Genomic DNA, 14,950 nt, shown 5'->3' on the forward strand with positions numbered 1-14,950 from the left:
TTCCGTTTGTCGGTCATCCGTTAAGCTCGAGCCACCGCGGTACCTGTACCGTCTTCCCGAATGTATGGCTAAAGCCTCGTCCATCCGCGTAGTCGAACGAACAATCGAGAAGGAGGTATGTTGCTTTTCTCGGAACGCGCGCGACGTAGGAGTATTTTGCGACCACGGACGGCCCTACCGTGAAGTATTCGAAAGTCTTCGGTATGAAAGATCCTTTGACGACCTTATGCGGGAACTTGACTTGCCCGCCGTATTTCCGCGTTACGTCGATACTGTCCTCTGCATAGATCGCAGCGAGGTCGAACTCGAACTTGTTTATCTTATGCTGCACCTTGCCCTTGTTATTCAGGATGGCAATCAACTCCACAATCCAGAAGTCACCCTGCGAGCCTACGAAGGTAATCTCCGAGGAGGTCTCGATGTGTGGATAGTTGTTCTCTTCAACGATATAGCGCCGGTAAGCCCAGATGCCGCCGACGATGAGCGCGCCAGGCGTGATAACATGCTGAATTAGTTCAGCCACGGTTTCCCAATATTTGATATCCATTTGGATTTTCTCAGCCGAAACAAAAAGTGTGCGTAGTCCGGTAGGATGGATGGAGCCCTTGCGAAGCCCAAAGTTGTCTTGGCCGCCGATGGGTTTCGCTCCGCTCTACCCATCCTACGAGCTGGTCAACCCTGACGGTGGGTATTGCTTCGCTTCATCCATCTTTGGCTTATTTCCTTGGCCAAGGCGTATCCGGCTCGACATGTTCAGGTAGGGGCCAAGGTTCGTGTCTTGGAGTGGGCGGCGGCGCCGGGCGAGGCTCGGGACGAGGGGCTGGGCGTGGCTCGGGGCTGGGTTGGGGCTTGGGTTGGTTACTCGTTTCAAAAGACGTGGTCACGGCCTCACTCCGCTGGGATGAAAAAACTTTCAGGAGGCAATTCTTGGCGGACCTCCTCCTCACACATCCGCTTCACTCTCTTGGACTCACGTGTTTCTGGATTCTTTGAGATGAGAATCTTTTCGCGCTGAATAGCTTTCTTCAATTCGCTCTGATGTATCTGGTCGTATTTCTGCTTCTGCTCGATTGATGACTTAATCTCCATGAGGTCGTATTCGAGTGTACGGTATCCAGACAAAATGTTTTCGTAGTCCTTTATACGTTTAGTGAGACCTAGAAGCGGCTTTGTGACAGCTGCTACCGCAGTCAGAATTCCCAGGTATTGCCATACATATTTCCCGTACTCCGTTCCCCAAAACCAGAGTCCTGCGATTGCTGAGGATGGCGCAGATGCTAGGAGCAGGAGTTCAATCCAAAAATTAGTTCTTTCGGCCAGCTGAAGGCGGCAGCTGTAATATTTTACGTTAAGCCTTGCGGAGCGCAGTTTATCGTACACCGTCCAGACGGGGTGGGTATCACGATCCATCTTCTCAAATCGTTCTGCTGCTTGCGGGTGGAAAATAGAGTCAGTTCTGAAAAGCCAAAAGACGAAATTTTCTGTTAAGTTGTCTATTGTTAAGATGCTATGCTCTGGTTGTAAATAGAAAAGGCGGCCTTTCGGCCGCCCTTCGCAGATGTTCGGGTCAATTCGAACTAGCTTCGGCGCGCTCTACCCCCTCACGAACACCCCGTCGTGCTGCCGCAAGTATCGCACTTCATGCACGTGCCATTCCGCACCAGCGTGAAGTTGCCGCACTCGCTGCACATCTCGCCCTCGTAGCCCTTGGCCTTCGCCTCTGCGCGGCGCTCGGCCTTGCTCGGGACCAGCGTTGCGGCGCTGCCGGCCTTGCTCCACTGCAGCTGCTCGAGCTTCTCCGTCGGCGACAGATCGTGCTGGGCTTCCTGCTTCAGGGCGACGGCGCCTTCGATGGTGTCACTGAGGCGGGACGAGGTGCCGTGGGCGGCCAGCGCCGTGACCCGGCTGCCGCCGGAGGGCGCGCTGTCGTTGCCTTGGCTGACCGCGGCCGAGCCGCCGCGCATCACGACGAGGTTGTCCGTGCGCGAGCGGGTGAGGCCGCGCGAGACCAGTTTTGTCGCGTGGTGGCCGCCGTCCTCGTCCGGCTCCTTGCCTTCCTCGACGCCCTTGCCGAGCGCGTCGAAGCCCGTCTCGTTGGGATCGACGTGGGCGAGGTCGAAGCGCGAGAGATAGCTCACCGCCAGCTCGCGGAAGACGTAGTCGAGGATCGAGGTCGCGTACTTGATGCTGTCGTTGCCCTGCACGGGGCCCGCCGGCTCGAAGCGGGTGAAGGTGAAGGCGTCGACATATTCGTCCAGCGGCACGCCGTATTGCAGGCCGAGCGACACCGCGATGGCGAAGTTGTTGATGAAGGAGCGCAGCGCCGCGCCTTCCTTGTGCATGTCGATGAAGATCTCGCCCAAACGGCCGTCATCGTATTCGCCGGTGCGCAGGTAGACCTTGTGGCCGCCGACCACCGCCTTCTGGGTGTAGCCCTTGCGGCGATCCGGCATCTTCTCGCGCTCGCGCATCACGACGATGCGCTCGACCAGCTTCTCGACGACCTTTTCGGCCACATGGGTGGCGCGCGCCGCCATCGGCTTCTCGTGCAGCAGCTCGACCGCATCGTCCTCGTCCTCATCGTCGCTGATGAGCTGCGAGTTGAGCGGCTGGCTGAGCTTCGAGCCGTCGCGATAGAGCGCGTTGGCCTTCAGCGCCAGTTTCCACGACAGCATGTAGGCGGACTTGCAGTCCTCCACCGTGGCGTCGTTCGGCATGTTGATGGTCTTGGAAATCGCACCCGAGATGAAGGGCTGCGCCGCCGCCATCATGCGGATGTGGCTCTCGACCGACAGATAGCGCTTGCCGATCTTGCCGCAGGGGTTGGCGCAGTCGAACACCGGATAGTGCTCGGCCTTGAGGTGCGGGGCACCCTCCACCGTCATCGCGCCGCAGATGTGGACGTTGGCCGCCTCGATCTCACGCTTGGTGAAGCCGACGGCCTGGAGCAGGTCGAAGCCCGGAGCCGCAATGGCTTCGGCGCCGATGCCGAGCTGGTCGCGGATGAAATCCTCGCCAAAGGTCCACTTGTTGAAGGCGAACTTGATGTCGAAGGCGGTCGGCAGGGCCTTCTCGACCTTGGCGATGGCTTCATCGGTGAAGCCCTTGGCCTTGAGGGTCGAGGCGTTGATGCCGGGGGCGTTGGAGAGCGAGCCGTGGCCGACGGCGTAGGCCTCGATCTCCGCGATCTCGCTCTCGCGATAGCCGAGCGCGCGCAGTGCGGCCGGCACCGCACGGTTGATGATCTTGAAGTAGCCGCCGCCGGCGAGCTTCTTGAACTTGACCAGCGCGAAGTCGGGCTCGATGCCGGTGGTGTCGCAATCCATGACGAGGCCGATCGTGCCGGTCGGCGCGATCACCGTGGTCTGGGCGTTGCGATAGCCGTGCTTCTCGCCGAGCTCGAGCGCCGCATCCCAGGCCGCCTGGGCATGGCCCACGAGATCTCCTTGCGGGCAGGAGACGAGGTCGAGCGGCACCGGGTTGACGCTGAGCGCCTCATAGCCGGAGGCCTCGCCGTGCGCGGCGCGGCGGTGGTTGCGGATCACGCGCAGCATGTGCGCGGCGTTCTTCTTGTAGCCGGGGAAGGTGCCGAGCTCGGCGGCGATCTCGGCCGAGGTCTTGTAGGTGATGCCGGTCATGACGGCGGTCAGCGCGCCGCAGAGCGCGCGACCTTCCTTAGAGTCATAGGGCAGGCCCATGGTCATCAGGAGGCCGCCGATGTTGGCGTAGCCGAGGCCGAGCGTGCGGAACTCGTAGGAGAGCTCGGCGATCGCCTTCGACGGGAACTGCGCCATCATGACGGAGATTTCCAGCACGATGGTCCAGAGCCGGCAGAGGTGCTCATAGCCTTCGACGTCGAAGCGCTTGGTTTCGGTGTTGTAGAACGTCAGCAAGTTGGCCGAGGCGAGGTTGCACGCCGTGTCGTCCAGGAACATGTATTCCGAGCACGGATTGGAGGCGCGGATGTCGCCGGACGCCTTGCAGGTGTGCCAGTCGTTCATCGTGGTGTTGAAGTGCAGGCCCGGATCGGCCGAGGCCCAGGCGGCGTAGCCGATCTTCTCCCAGAGGTCGCGCGCCTTCAGCGTCTTCGTCACCTTCCTGGAGGTGCGGGCGTTGAGATTCCAGTCGCCGTCGGTCTCGACCGCGCGGAGGAAGTCGTCCTTGAGCGAGACCGAGTTGTTGGAGTTCTGGCCCGAGACGGTGAGATAGGCTTCGCTATCCCAGTCGGTGTCGTAGGTGTCGAACTGGATGTCCTTGTAGCCTTGCTTGGCAAACTGGATGACGCGCTTGATGTAATTGTCGGGCACGAGGCTGCGGCGCGCGAGCTTGATTTCCCGGCGCAGGGCAGGGTTCTTCTCGGGGTCGAAGCAATCGTCGCCCGAGCCTTCGCAGTTGACGCAGGCCTTCAGCACCGCCTTGAGGTGCTTCTGGTTGATCTTGGAGCCCGTGACGAGGGCGGCGACCTTCTGCTCCTCCTTCACCTTCCAGTCGATATAGGTCTCGATGTCGGGGTGATCGACGTCGACGACGACCATCTTGGCGGCGCGGCGCGTGGTGCCGCCGCTCTTGATCGCGCCCGCGGCGCGGTCGCCGATCTTGAGGAAGCTCATCAGGCCCGAGGAGCGGCCGCCGCCGGAGAGCTTTTCGCCTTCGCCGCGCAGGCGCGAGAAGTTGGAGCCGGTGCCGGAGCCGTATTTGAACAGGCGCGCCTCGCGGACCCAGAGGTCCATGATGCCGCCTTCGTTGACGAGGTCGTCACCGACGCCCTGGATGAAGCAGGCGTGCGGCTGCGGGTGCTCATAGGCCGACTTGGACTTGGTCAGCTTGCCGGTGAAGGGGTCGACGTAATAATGGCCCTGGCCGGGGCCGTCGATGCCATAGGCCCAGTGCAGGCCGGTGTTGAACCATTGCGGCGAGTTCGGCGCCACCATCTGCATGGCGAGCATGTAGCGGAGCTCGTCATAGAAGGCCTGGGCGTCGTCGTCGGTCGAGAAGTACTTGCCCTTCCAGCCCCAATAGGTCCAGCAGCCGGCGAGGCGGTCGAACACCTGCTTGGCCGAGAGCTCGCTGACATAGCGCTCTTTCTCGGGCAGCGCATTGAGCGCATCGGTATCGGGCACGGAGCGCCACAGGAAGGAGGGGACGGATTCCTCCTCGACCTTCTTCAGGCGCGCGGCAACGCCGGCTTTGCGGAAATATTTCTGGGCCAGCACGTCGGAGGCGACCTGCGACCACTCCGTGGGCACCTCGACATTGTCGAGCTTGAACACGACCGAGCCGTCGGGATTGCGAATCTCCGACGTGGTCAGGCGGAAGTCGATTCCCGCATAAGGTGACTGTCCTTGGGTGGTGTGGCGCCGCTCAATCCGCATTGTCTTGCCCCGTCCTTTTCTTTGACCAGTCCCGCCCCTCGTTGTGGGCGTGCCGGGTCGTCATTGCATCTCGCGGGCGCCTTCAGCCGTTCGGCCTTGGGGCACCGCAGTTCAGCCGGTGGATCCGGCCCTGTTTTTTCCCGGCACGACCCCGATGCGTCGCATCGATCATCCCGCCGGCATGTCCACACCCATCCGCCCCCAAGGGGATGCGTGCGACATGCGTCCAACGCCCCACAACGTCACTTCGTCTTCGATGCCATCCGAGCCTGTTGCCGGCCCGTTCTGGCGCCCGAAGAGCCTGCATTCCGAGGGCAGACAAGCCCTCATCCGCAGCCTTTGGCCGGCTGGCGGAGCGGAGATTTGCGAGACCCTTTGGGGGAGTGCCGGCGGGACGCAAACTCACTCGCGCCGAACGGACCGAAAACTAGGACTCTCCGTTGCGCCCGTCAAGAACTAGTGCGAGTTCCTGAATCAAATACTAAATATGGTGGATTGTGGGGGATAACAGGGGCAGCGCCGCGCCTGTTGTGGACCCAAGTATCAGTGAGTCCTCAGGGATTCCCAACCGAAAAAATTTGCATCCCGTGATGATGCGGAAGCTTCATCCCGCTGTTCACAGGGCAGCTATATTTTTGAGCAATGGGATTGCGTCAGCAGGACTCACGTAGCCCTACGGAAGGTGAGGGCAGGCATGCCCGCCGAAGTGGTGGTGGGACCTGCGAATCCGGGCCAAGCTGACTGTCGATTTTGCCGGACTACCTGACATGCTTGATTCGACGACGCCGGGCGTGCGGCCGCGCATCGCCCCGGCCGGCCTGATGTTCCTTGCGATCACCTCGGTCGGCTGGGGCTTCAACTGGCCGGTGACGAAATTCCTGCTCGCCGAGCTGCCGCCTTTGACGCTGCGCGGGGTCACCGGCGTGCTCGGCGCGCTGCTGCTGGCACTGCTTGCGGTGATCCGCCGGCAAAGCCTGCAGGTGGAGGGCGCGATCTGGCCGCGCCTCCTCACCTCGGCCGTGCTCAACGTCACCGGCTGGATGGTGCTGATGGGGCTGGCGCTGCTCTGGCTGCCGGCGAGCGAGGCGGCGCTGATCGCCTACACCATGCCGGTCTGGGCTTCGGTCATCGCCTGGCCGGTGCTCGGCGAGCAGCCGACGCTCCTGCGCACGCTGGGGCTGCTGCTGGCCTTCGCCGGCCTTGCCACGATCATGGGCGGCAACGGCTTTGCCGCCAGCGTCGAGAAGCTGCCAGGCATCGTCATGGCGCTCGTCGGCGCATTCGGCTTTGCCGTCGGCACGGTGTTCTCGAAGAAGTACCCGATCCGCCTGCCGCCGCTCACCGCCGCAGCCTGGCAGATCGGGATCGGCTGCCTGCCGGTCTCGATCGTCGGCCTCCTGGTCGAGACCACGCATCTGTCGCAGGTGACGCCGCTCGGCTGGTGGCTCCTGGTCTATTCGGTCGTCGGGCAGTTCTGCATCGCCTATGTCAGCTGGTTCGCTGCGCTCGCGCGCCTGCCGGCCTCGGTCGCGGCGATCGGCACCATGGCGGTGCCGGTGATCGGCGTCGTGACCTCGGCCGTGGCGCTGGGCGAGCCGCTCGGGGCAGGGCAGATCGCCGCGCTGCTGCTCACGCTGGCCGCCGTGGTGATGGCGACGCGTTAGCCTTCCGGACGCTGAGATATCAGTGGTCCTGAAGCTCTTTCTCTCGCCGGCGTTGCGCCGAGCCCGGCGGTTTCAACGGCAGGTCAGCAGGTGCGACAGCAAAGACTTCGAGAGCCTGGTCGTAGCCTTTGATGCTCCGCTGTCCGAGCGAGGCCAACGGAACGCTGTCCCTTACCCTTCCGGCGATCGTGGGATCGGCCAGGATCTGCGCGTCCTTCGCGAGATTGCAGAGCCGCGATGCCAGATTCACCACGGCTCCCATCGCCGTGTAGTCCAGCCGACCGTTATAGCCAACCGTTCCTACCGTTGCCGGACCCATGGCAACGCCCACACCAAAGCCGATCGCGTGGCCGGCGTCACACCATTTGCCGGCAAGGGACTGCACCGTCATTTGCAGGTCGATCGCGAGCCGGACCGCTTGCGTTGCCGGCTGTTCGCATGCGATCGGGGCATTGACCAGGAGCATGACTCCGTCGCCATCAAAGCCGATGAGCGTTGCCTCGTGACGAGTCGTCACGGCGCCGACGGCCTCGTAGTACTCTCGCATCACGGCCATGATGACATCGGGTTCATTTCGCGTGGAGAACGCCGTGAAGCCGCGCAAGTCGCCAAAAATGACAGCCACTTCGCGTCGCTGCCCTTCGAGCAGTTCATGAGAATGCTCGACCAATTCGGCGACCTGTGACGGCAGGAACTGCTTCAGCCGTTCGATCCGCGCAGATTTCTGCTGCGAGATCGCCAGTTCAGAAGCCATTTCGTTGAAGCGCAACGCCAGTTGCTGCAACTCGTCACCGCTGAAGATCTTGATGCGATGCTCGAATTGTCCGGTTCTGATCCGCTCCACGCCCTCCTCCAGTTGCTTGATAGGACCGGACATTCTGTGCGCGCGCCAATAGGCGAGCGCCAGCGCGATAAGAACACCAAAGGCAATGAGAATTGACGAGCGCCACAAGGCCGCGCGAATTGATGCAAAGGCTTCCGAGGTCGGCTGCATCGCGATCACCGTCCATCCCACATCGGCGGCCTGAACGGATAGCGCCACCACCGGGTTGCCTCGCTCCCCGGTTATCACCGCCGCTCCGCTCGTCGCGCCAACGAGATGCTTGATCGGGCCAAAACTGCCGGAGCTGGCGCGGCCGCGCAGAACCCGACTGATATCGGGATGTGCGATCAGATGACCGGAATCATCGACAACTATGGCGTAGCCGGTCTCGCCAATTCTAATGGCTGCGATGACATCCCAGATCAGCTTCAGATTGACCTCGGCGATCGCAACCCCCGCGGCCGGCAGGCTCCCGGCAACCGCGATCCTCATATAGGGCTCTGAATCTCGCCGGTACTGAACCGGTCCGTACCAGACTTCGTTGGCGCGTGCGCCCAGAACAGCGGGATCCGTCGACATATCAATGCCGCGCCCGGTCCTGTTCAGAAGCAGCCTGGAAACAAAGACCCGTTCGGTGCCGGTCTCATCAAGAAGCGAAACCGAGACGATTGCAGGGACCTGCTGCAGGAGGCGCAAGGCATCGATCTTATGTTGCGCATCACCTCCGGCAGACCAGGGAAGCTGCACCACCCAACCCAGCTGATCTCGGATGCCATCGGTGAACGCCTCGATCCTGTCGGACGCAGCGCGAGCATCGGCCTGCAGAACCGCGCTGATCTGGCGGCGCTGGTCCCGGTACCCGAAAGAAGCCTCGACGGCCGCGCCGAGTATCAGAGGCACGACCGCAGCGACAAACAACGTCGCGAAGTACTTACAGAACAGCGAGCGACGCGGAGGCATCGTGCACGAAGAGGACTGCGCAGCACCGTCCGTCATGACTACTCTCAGGAGATCACCTTGCTGGCGCGAAACAGGATCGACGACACATCCAGCTCGATACCCAGAAGCCTGGCTGTCTTCAGATTGACTGCAAGTTCAAACTTGTCGGGACGCATGACCGGAAGATCCGACGGATCTTCACCGCGCAGGATGCGATCGGCATAAGTGGCAAGCCGAAAATAGGTCGTGCGCTGGTTTGCGCCGTAGCTCAAGAGGCCTCCAGCGTCACAATATTCAGACCAGCCAAACATCGAAGGCAGCCGGTGCGCGATTGCAAGCTCCGCAATCTTCGCACGATGCACCAGCGTCACAGCGTCGGGAAACACGAGGAGAGCATCCGCGTCCACCTTGCCGGCAGCCATCAACCCATTCTCGATTTCGCGAGCGCCAGAGAACGGAACGTAGGCTGCCTCAATGCCAAGATTTCGGCACGACTCCAAAGTCGCACGCCATTCCAGTGGCTCTCCCGGATGATCCGTGTTCGAGAACACCGCCAGTTTTCGCAGCCTTGGATAAATGTCCTTGAGCAGCTCAACGCGCTTTCCTGCCAGCTCGAGCGACAGGAATGTGCTGCCGGTGAAATTGGTGCCGGGGTGAGCAAGGCTCTTCACCACACCCAAAGCGACGGGGTCACCGCTCAATGCAAACAGCACGGGGACTTCGGTCACCGCAGTCATGACGCGTGTCGCCGGACCGCTCGAGACCACAAGGTCGACATCCCCTCGCTGCAACTCGGAGACGATCTTGCGCAGTGCCTGCGGGTTTTCAGGGGCATAATGCGTCTCGATTGTTACGGTCCTGCCCTCGACGTATCCCAGCGCGCGCATTCCCTCGCGAAAGCCGTCCAGGAAGGGATCCGGTCCGGACTGAGTCGAGACCCAGAAGATGCGATGCAGCTTGGCTCCGCCCTGCGCCCGTGCGATCGCAGGCCAGGCCAGCCCCCCGCCAATCAACAAGATGAACTCTCGTCTTTTCATGCGAGCACCTGTCGAAGCTGAGCCGTCAATTCCGGCCGCAGACCAAGATCCTAGCTGTGCATCTGATGACTGCGCTCGGTACTGCGCTCCGCAAGCGGACTGTCGCGACACCGGCTCCTACATTTGTCGCCGAGAGCATGCTCAGAGACTGGTCTGGCGAGACGATTTGTCCTTGAGGTGCGCTTGATTTTTGCTTGAGACCGACCCGATGACGATCAAAACGGCCTTACGCGGTGCATAGCGCGGTGTCAAAATACCTCCGGCGCGCGGATCCGGGCGAGCTACGGCGTCTCAAGAGGACAATTGGAACTCACATCCTGAGGCAGTGCCCTCGGCCTCATATATGGTGTGACTGCAGCGCGCCTTCGGCAGTTCACGCGCTAGCTCGCCGCCATCCCGCTGCCGTTCAGCGCCTTGCGGATCATCTCGGCGAGCTGGTTGCGGCGGTAGGGCTTGGTCAGCAGCAGCACGCCGTCATCCAGCTTGCCGTGATGGACGATGGCGTTGTCGGTGTAGCCGGAGGTGTAGAGCACCTTCACGCCCGGCCGACGCCTCGCCACCTCCTCGGCGAGCTCGCGGCCGCTCATGCCGCCGGGGATGACGACGTCGGTGAACAGCAGGTCGAAGCTCTGGCCGGCCTCGATCAAGTCGAGCGCAGCCTTGCCGTCGGACGCGGCCACCGTCTTGTAGCCGAGGCTCTGCAACTGCGCGGTGACGAAGTTGCGCACCAGCGGATCGTCCTCGACCACGAAAATGGTCTCGGCGCCGCCTTCGGCCTGCGGCGTGACGCCAGCTGCGACGTCCGCGCCGCCTTCGCCCGGCGGCAGATAGAGCTTGATCGTGGTGCCGTGGCCTTCCTCGCTGTAGATCTTGATGTGGCCGCCCGACTGCTTGACGAAGCCGTAGACCATGGAGAGGCCGAGGCCGGATCCCTTGCCGACCTCCTTGGTGGTGAAGAAGGGCTCGAACGCCTTCTGCTGGATCTCCACGGACATGCCGGTGCCGGTGTCGCTGACCGCGAGCATGACATAGGGTCCGGGTGTCACGTCGGCATTGGCCTGCGCGTAGGCCTCGTCGAGCGCGACGCGGTGGGTCTCCAGCAGCAGCTTGCCGCCGTTCGGCATGGCGTCGCGGGCGTTGATCGCCATGTTGAGCACGGCGTTGGTGAGCCTCGACGGATCGATATGCGTCGTCATCGGCCCCTGTTCCAGCACGGTCTCGATCTGGATCTGCTCGCCGAGGGTGGGGCGCAGAAGCTTTGCGATGTCGGAGATCGCGGCGTTGATGTCGACGTTGCGCGGCTCGAGCGGCTGCCGGCGCGCGAACGCCAGCAGATGCTGGATCAGCTCGGCGCAGCGCTCGGCGGCATCGTCGATCAGCCGCGCCGTGCGCTGCAGCTCGGGCTGGTCCTTCAGGCTCTCGACCAGCGTCTCGGTGTTGCCGGAGATGACGGTGAGCATGTTGTTGAAGTCGTGCGCGACGCCGCCGGTCAGCTTGCCGATCGCATCCAGCTTCTGCGACTGGTGCAGCTGCCGCTCGGTTTCGCGAGAGGTCGTCGCATCGTGATAGACCAGGACCGCCCCGGAGACGTTGCCTTGCCCGTCCCGCATCGGCCGGCCGCTGACCATGAGTTGGCGTGGCGGGTTGCCGCTGTGCGGGCGGACGATCATCTCCAGCTCTTCGAACTGCTCGCCGCGCAGCACGCGCGTCGACGGCAGCTCGTCGGCCAGAAGCGGCGTGACGCCGTCGCCGTGAAACACGTCCGACAGCGCGCGCAGATTGCCGACGTTCATGCCGGTGCGATGCAGCAGCATGCGCTCGGCGGCCGGATTGGACAGCAGCACCATGCCCTCGGCGTCGATGACCAGCACCGCCTCCGCCATGCTGCGGAACGTGCTCTGGAGCACGTTGACCGACAGGCGCAGCTCGTCATGGGCGGCGACGAGGTGCTCGGTGCGCTCGGCCACCGCCGCCTCGAGAGCGGTCTTGGCGGCCTGGGTCTGCTCGAGCGAGCTCTGGAGCTCACCCGTCGTGCGGCGACTTTCGCGCATCACCAAAGCGACCAGGAGCAGGATCAGCACGGCGCCGGCGACGTCGATGCCGAGCAGCACGATTCCGGTGCGGCGCGAATCCTGGGAGCGGGCGGCGAGCAGGCGTTCTTCCTCCGCGCTCAGACGGTCGAGATTGCCCATCACCGTGTCCATCAGCCCGCGGCCCTCGGCCTTGCTGTTGAGCGCGGCAATGCCGGCCTGGTCGTTGGCGGCGCGCAGGCGCATCGCGGTGGCGGCGATCTCGATCCGGCGCAGCGCCAGCGGCTCGGTGCCCTCCAGCAGCGCGACCTGATCGGGACTGTCGTGCACGTCGCGCTTGAGCTCGGCGAGGGCCGGCGCGATCTTGGCGTGCACCGCCTGGAATTCGTCGCTGAAGCCCTGGCTGCGATAGAGCTCGTAGCCGCGCGCGGCGCTCTCGGCCCGGCGCAGCAGCACGCGCAGATCGGAGATCTTCCTTTGCACCTGGACGGTGTGGTTTAGCCGCGCCGCGTCGGACCGCGACTTGACGTCGAGGGCGATCGAAGCCGCGGTGATGATCAGGAGGATGGCGAGTCCAACACCGAGAATGACGCGTTGCGTTGGAATCAAGGGGCTTCTTTCTGGTCCTTCGGCGGCGCGCTCGCGCCGGCGAGGCATTCCCGGATCGTGGTCAGCAGCGCTTCGGGCGTGAACGGCTTGCGCAGGCAGCGCGTTGCGCCGAGTTCCAGCGCCATGCGGAGAAAATCGGGAGAGGGCGAGGCAGACGAGGCGAAGGCGTAGCCCGACATCGCGATCAGCGGCGTGGCCGGGGCGCGCTCGTGAAAGATGCGGATGGATTCGAAGCCGCGCATATGCGGCATGAAGATGTCGACCAGCATCACGTCGAAGGCGTGCGATTCCAGCGCAGCCAGTCCTGTTTCGCCGCCGTCGGTGAGCGTGACGTCGAAGCCCTGACGTTGGAGGAGGACCTCGATGGTCGCGCCGACCATCGGATCGTCATCAACCACGAGAATACGCGGCATGACACTTCCCAGTAGATCGAAGTCCCCACTGTGGTTTGTGATATCCGCGAATCGTGGGTCGGGTCAATTTGGGATTGGATCGCGAAGGATATGCACGGTTCGGTGCATAAAGGTCCATTTGCATCGATTTGTATTTATCCTTGCACGTGCGAGCCGGTGAGGAAGACGCCGATTGCGAAAAAGGCGCCGCATCGCTGCGACGCCTTCTGCCTCACGCTTAGGCGATCCGATTACGGGCAGGGATGCCGCAGGCCGTCGTAGCCGAGATAAGTGCCCGAGGCCGGGTCGTACGATTTGTAGCGCTGCGCGCAATAGGCAGCGGAGTCGCCGCCGCTATCGGGCACCACCGCAACCGTCGGCTCGTCATAATAGCTGTCGTAGTAGTAGGGATCGTCATAGTAGCCGTACCCGCCACCGTAATAGGCGTAGGAGCCGAGGCCACCGATTGCGGCGCCGGCCGCAAAGCCCGGCCAGAAACCGCCGCCGCGACGATGGTGATGGTGGCGCCAGCCGCCGCTCCAGGTGCCGCCGCTGCCGCTCCACGTGCCCGGCGAGGCGGTCGCGACGCTGCGCGTGCCGCTGAACGTGGGCGAGATGCCGGGGCGGGCCGCCACGCCGCCTACAAAGCTGCCGCCGCTCGGACGGACCGCAGGGGCGGCCGCGAAACTGCCTCCGCTCGGACGCATCGCGGCGCCGCCTCCGAAACTGCCGCCGCTTGGGCGCATAGCGCCGCCGCCCGCCGCGAAATTGCCGCCGCCGCCATGGAAGGCCGCGCCGCCGCCACCCATGCGCGCGCCGCCACCGAAGCCGCCGCCGCCGATGTGAGCACCGCCGCCACCGCCGCCGACATGGGCGCCACCGCCCGCTCCGACCGCGGCGGCACGACTCTGTGCAAAGCTCGGGCTCGCCAAGGGAAGAACCAACGCCGCTGCTGCGGCAGCACTCAACAATTTCAGACTGTTCATGGTCAAACTCCTTTCCCGGAAAGCAAACCCTATGAATGCATTGGGGTTCCTGGGATCACGCCGGTTTGCGCGCGAATGGAGGCTCAGGCCCTGCTGCTGTACGGGGCATGAATGAATCGCGTCCGCTTTGCGGCAGGGGCGTGCGCGGTAGGCGGATTTGCGGGGGCGCCGGCGCGCCTGCCGAACTGGACATTTCGCCCCCCGGATGGCATCAGGACCCGACGAAGCAGGGCCCTTGCCGCATGAAACAATTCTTCCTCAAGTTCTTCACCTGGTGGAGTGGCCAGACGTTTGGCACCCAGCTCTGGACCAAGCGGTATGGCGAGCTGGTCGGGGAGGACGAGCAGGGCAACCGTTACTACCGCACGCGGGGCGGGGCGATCGATCCGACGCTCGGCTTCGAGCGGCGCTGGGTGATCTATAATGGCTACGCCGAAGCGAGCCGGATTCCGCCGGAATGGCACGGCTGGATCCACCACGTCGTCGACAAGCCGCCGACCGAGGTCAACTACCAGCCGCGCGAGTGGGAAAAGCCGCACCAGCCGAATCTCACCGGCACGGCCAAGGCCTATCGTCCCTCCGGCTCGACGCTCGCCAGCGGCAGGCGTCCCAAGGCGACCGGCGACTATCAGCCCTGGACGCCCGGCTAGCCTTTTCGGCGCACCCACGAACCACCATCGTCCAAAGCGGATGCATCTGCATCCGCGCCGCGCCGCTGTGGACAACGGGAACAGCGGGGACGCTGCTTGCGCGGGCGTTGCCTCGAGGCGGGCGATGCGGCTCAATGATCCCATCTTACGGAGATGGGAGACCATCGCGTTCGGTTCGGGCAACAGTTCGCGACTGTCCCGAGATGCAGCGGCCGCCGAGGAAGGACTCGATCGGGAGATAGGCCCCCGGTCTGGAAGCTCCGACATCGCCCGATGTGAATGTGCAGCCACCGTGAGACAGGAAAGGCCGCTCGGGAAACCGAGCGGCCTTTTTCTGTTGGGGCCCTCGTGAGTCTCGTGCCCCGGACGCTGCGCAGCGCGAAGTGGTGCGCAGCTGAGCCGGGGCCCATTCTGCTGCGTGCTGTGTGGCTCCCTGGGTCCCGGCTCT

General features: G+C 63.4%; 10 protein-coding genes. 2 read left to right on the top strand and 8 right to left on the bottom strand.

All coding sequences use genetic code 11. From position 1 onward, the window contains the following. Nucleotides 1-13: 13 nt before the first annotated feature. The 3 genes from N2602_RS18505 to N2602_RS18515 form a co-directional block, all read right to left on the bottom strand. The gene (locus N2602_RS18505; RefSeq protein WP_260383503.1) at nucleotides 14-547 is read right to left on the bottom strand and encodes a hypothetical protein; all 534 of its coding nucleotides are present in this window, start codon (nucleotides 545-547) and stop codon (nucleotides 14-16) included. Between the two features lie 341 nt (nucleotides 548-888). Then, entirely contained in the window at nucleotides 889-1,410 is a 522-nt protein-coding gene (locus N2602_RS18510) for a hypothetical protein (RefSeq protein WP_260383504.1), read from the bottom strand. 191 nt (nucleotides 1,411-1,601) lie between these two features. Next, nucleotides 1,602-5,372: a vitamin B12-dependent ribonucleotide reductase gene (locus N2602_RS18515; protein WP_260383505.1), complete on the bottom strand. Its 3,771-nt coding sequence runs from the start codon at nucleotides 5,370-5,372 to the stop codon at nucleotides 1,602-1,604. 767 nt (nucleotides 5,373-6,139) lie between these two features. Between N2602_RS18515 and N2602_RS18520 the strand changes: the two genes are divergently transcribed. Then, the gene (locus N2602_RS18520; protein WP_260383506.1) at nucleotides 6,140-7,036 is read left to right on the top strand and encodes a DMT family transporter; all 897 of its coding nucleotides are present in this window, start codon (nucleotides 6,140-6,142) and stop codon (nucleotides 7,034-7,036) included. Between the two features lie 19 nt (nucleotides 7,037-7,055). On the opposite strand, the gene N2602_RS18525 is transcribed toward N2602_RS18520, so the two are convergent. The 5 genes from N2602_RS18525 to N2602_RS18545 all read right to left on the bottom strand — a co-directional run bounded on the left by N2602_RS18525 (nucleotide 7,056) and on the right by N2602_RS18545 (nucleotide 13,852). Beyond that, nucleotides 7,056-8,855, bottom strand: coding sequence for an adenylate/guanylate cyclase domain-containing protein (locus N2602_RS18525; RefSeq protein ID WP_212258504.1), 1,800 nt, complete (start codon nucleotides 8,853-8,855; stop codon nucleotides 7,056-7,058). Nucleotides 8,856-8,863: 8 nt separating this feature from the next. Then, complete coding sequence (locus N2602_RS18530; protein ID WP_172788644.1) at nucleotides 8,864-9,835, bottom strand: ABC transporter substrate-binding protein; 972 nt, start codon at nucleotides 9,833-9,835, stop codon at nucleotides 8,864-8,866. Nucleotides 9,836-10,215: 380 nt separating this feature from the next. Further along, nucleotides 10,216-12,474, bottom strand: coding sequence for a CHASE3 domain-containing protein (locus N2602_RS18535; protein WP_212258513.1), 2,259 nt, complete (start codon nucleotides 12,472-12,474; stop codon nucleotides 10,216-10,218). Beyond that, entirely contained in the window at nucleotides 12,471-12,887 is a 417-nt protein-coding gene (locus tag N2602_RS18540; protein ID WP_172788646.1) for a response regulator, read from the bottom strand. The genes N2602_RS18535 and N2602_RS18540 overlap by 4 nt, the downstream gene beginning before the upstream one ends. Before the next feature lie 230 nt (nucleotides 12,888-13,117). Continuing rightward, nucleotides 13,118-13,852 (bottom strand): BA14K family protein, encoded by a 735-nt coding sequence (locus N2602_RS18545; protein ID WP_172788647.1) that lies wholly within the window; start codon nucleotides 13,850-13,852, stop codon nucleotides 13,118-13,120. 242 nt (nucleotides 13,853-14,094) lie between these two features. Between N2602_RS18545 and N2602_RS18550 the strand changes: the two genes are divergently transcribed. Continuing rightward, nucleotides 14,095-14,502 (top strand): NADH:ubiquinone oxidoreductase subunit NDUFA12, encoded by a 408-nt coding sequence (locus N2602_RS18550; RefSeq protein WP_172788648.1) that lies wholly within the window; start codon nucleotides 14,095-14,097, stop codon nucleotides 14,500-14,502. Nucleotides 14,503-14,950: the final 448 nt, after the last annotated feature.

Origin of the sequence: Bradyrhizobium sp. NC92 (assembly GCF_025200865.1) — a bacterium.
In the GTDB taxonomy this organism is placed as follows: Bacteria; Pseudomonadota; Alphaproteobacteria; order Rhizobiales; family Xanthobacteraceae; genus Bradyrhizobium.

Bases quoted from the DNA above. Each gene is read 5' to 3' on its own strand.
- N2602_RS18505 (WP_260383503.1), bottom strand. From the start codon at position 547: ATGGATATCAAATATTGGGAAACCGTGGCTGAACTAATTCAGCATGTT.
- N2602_RS18510 (WP_260383504.1), bottom strand. From the start codon at position 1,410: ATGGATCGTGATACCCACCCCGTCTGGACGGTGTACGATAAACTGCGC.
- N2602_RS18515 (WP_260383505.1), bottom strand. From the start codon at position 5,372: ATGCGGATTGAGCGGCGCCACACCACCCAAGGACAGTCACCTTATGCG.
- N2602_RS18520 (WP_260383506.1), top strand. From the start codon at position 6,140: ATGCTTGATTCGACGACGCCGGGCGTGCGGCCGCGCATCGCCCCGGCC.
- N2602_RS18525 (WP_212258504.1), bottom strand. From the start codon at position 8,855: ATGACGGACGGTGCTGCGCAGTCCTCTTCGTGCACGATGCCTCCGCGT.
- N2602_RS18530 (WP_172788644.1), bottom strand. From the start codon at position 9,835: ATGAAAAGACGAGAGTTCATCTTGTTGATTGGCGGGGGGCTGGCCTGG.
- N2602_RS18540 (WP_172788646.1), bottom strand. From the start codon at position 12,887: ATGCCGCGTATTCTCGTGGTTGATGACGATCCGATGGTCGGCGCGACC.
- N2602_RS18545 (WP_172788647.1), bottom strand. From the start codon at position 13,852: ATGAACAGTCTGAAATTGTTGAGTGCTGCCGCAGCAGCGGCGTTGGTT.
- N2602_RS18550 (WP_172788648.1), top strand. From the start codon at position 14,095: ATGAAACAATTCTTCCTCAAGTTCTTCACCTGGTGGAGTGGCCAGACG.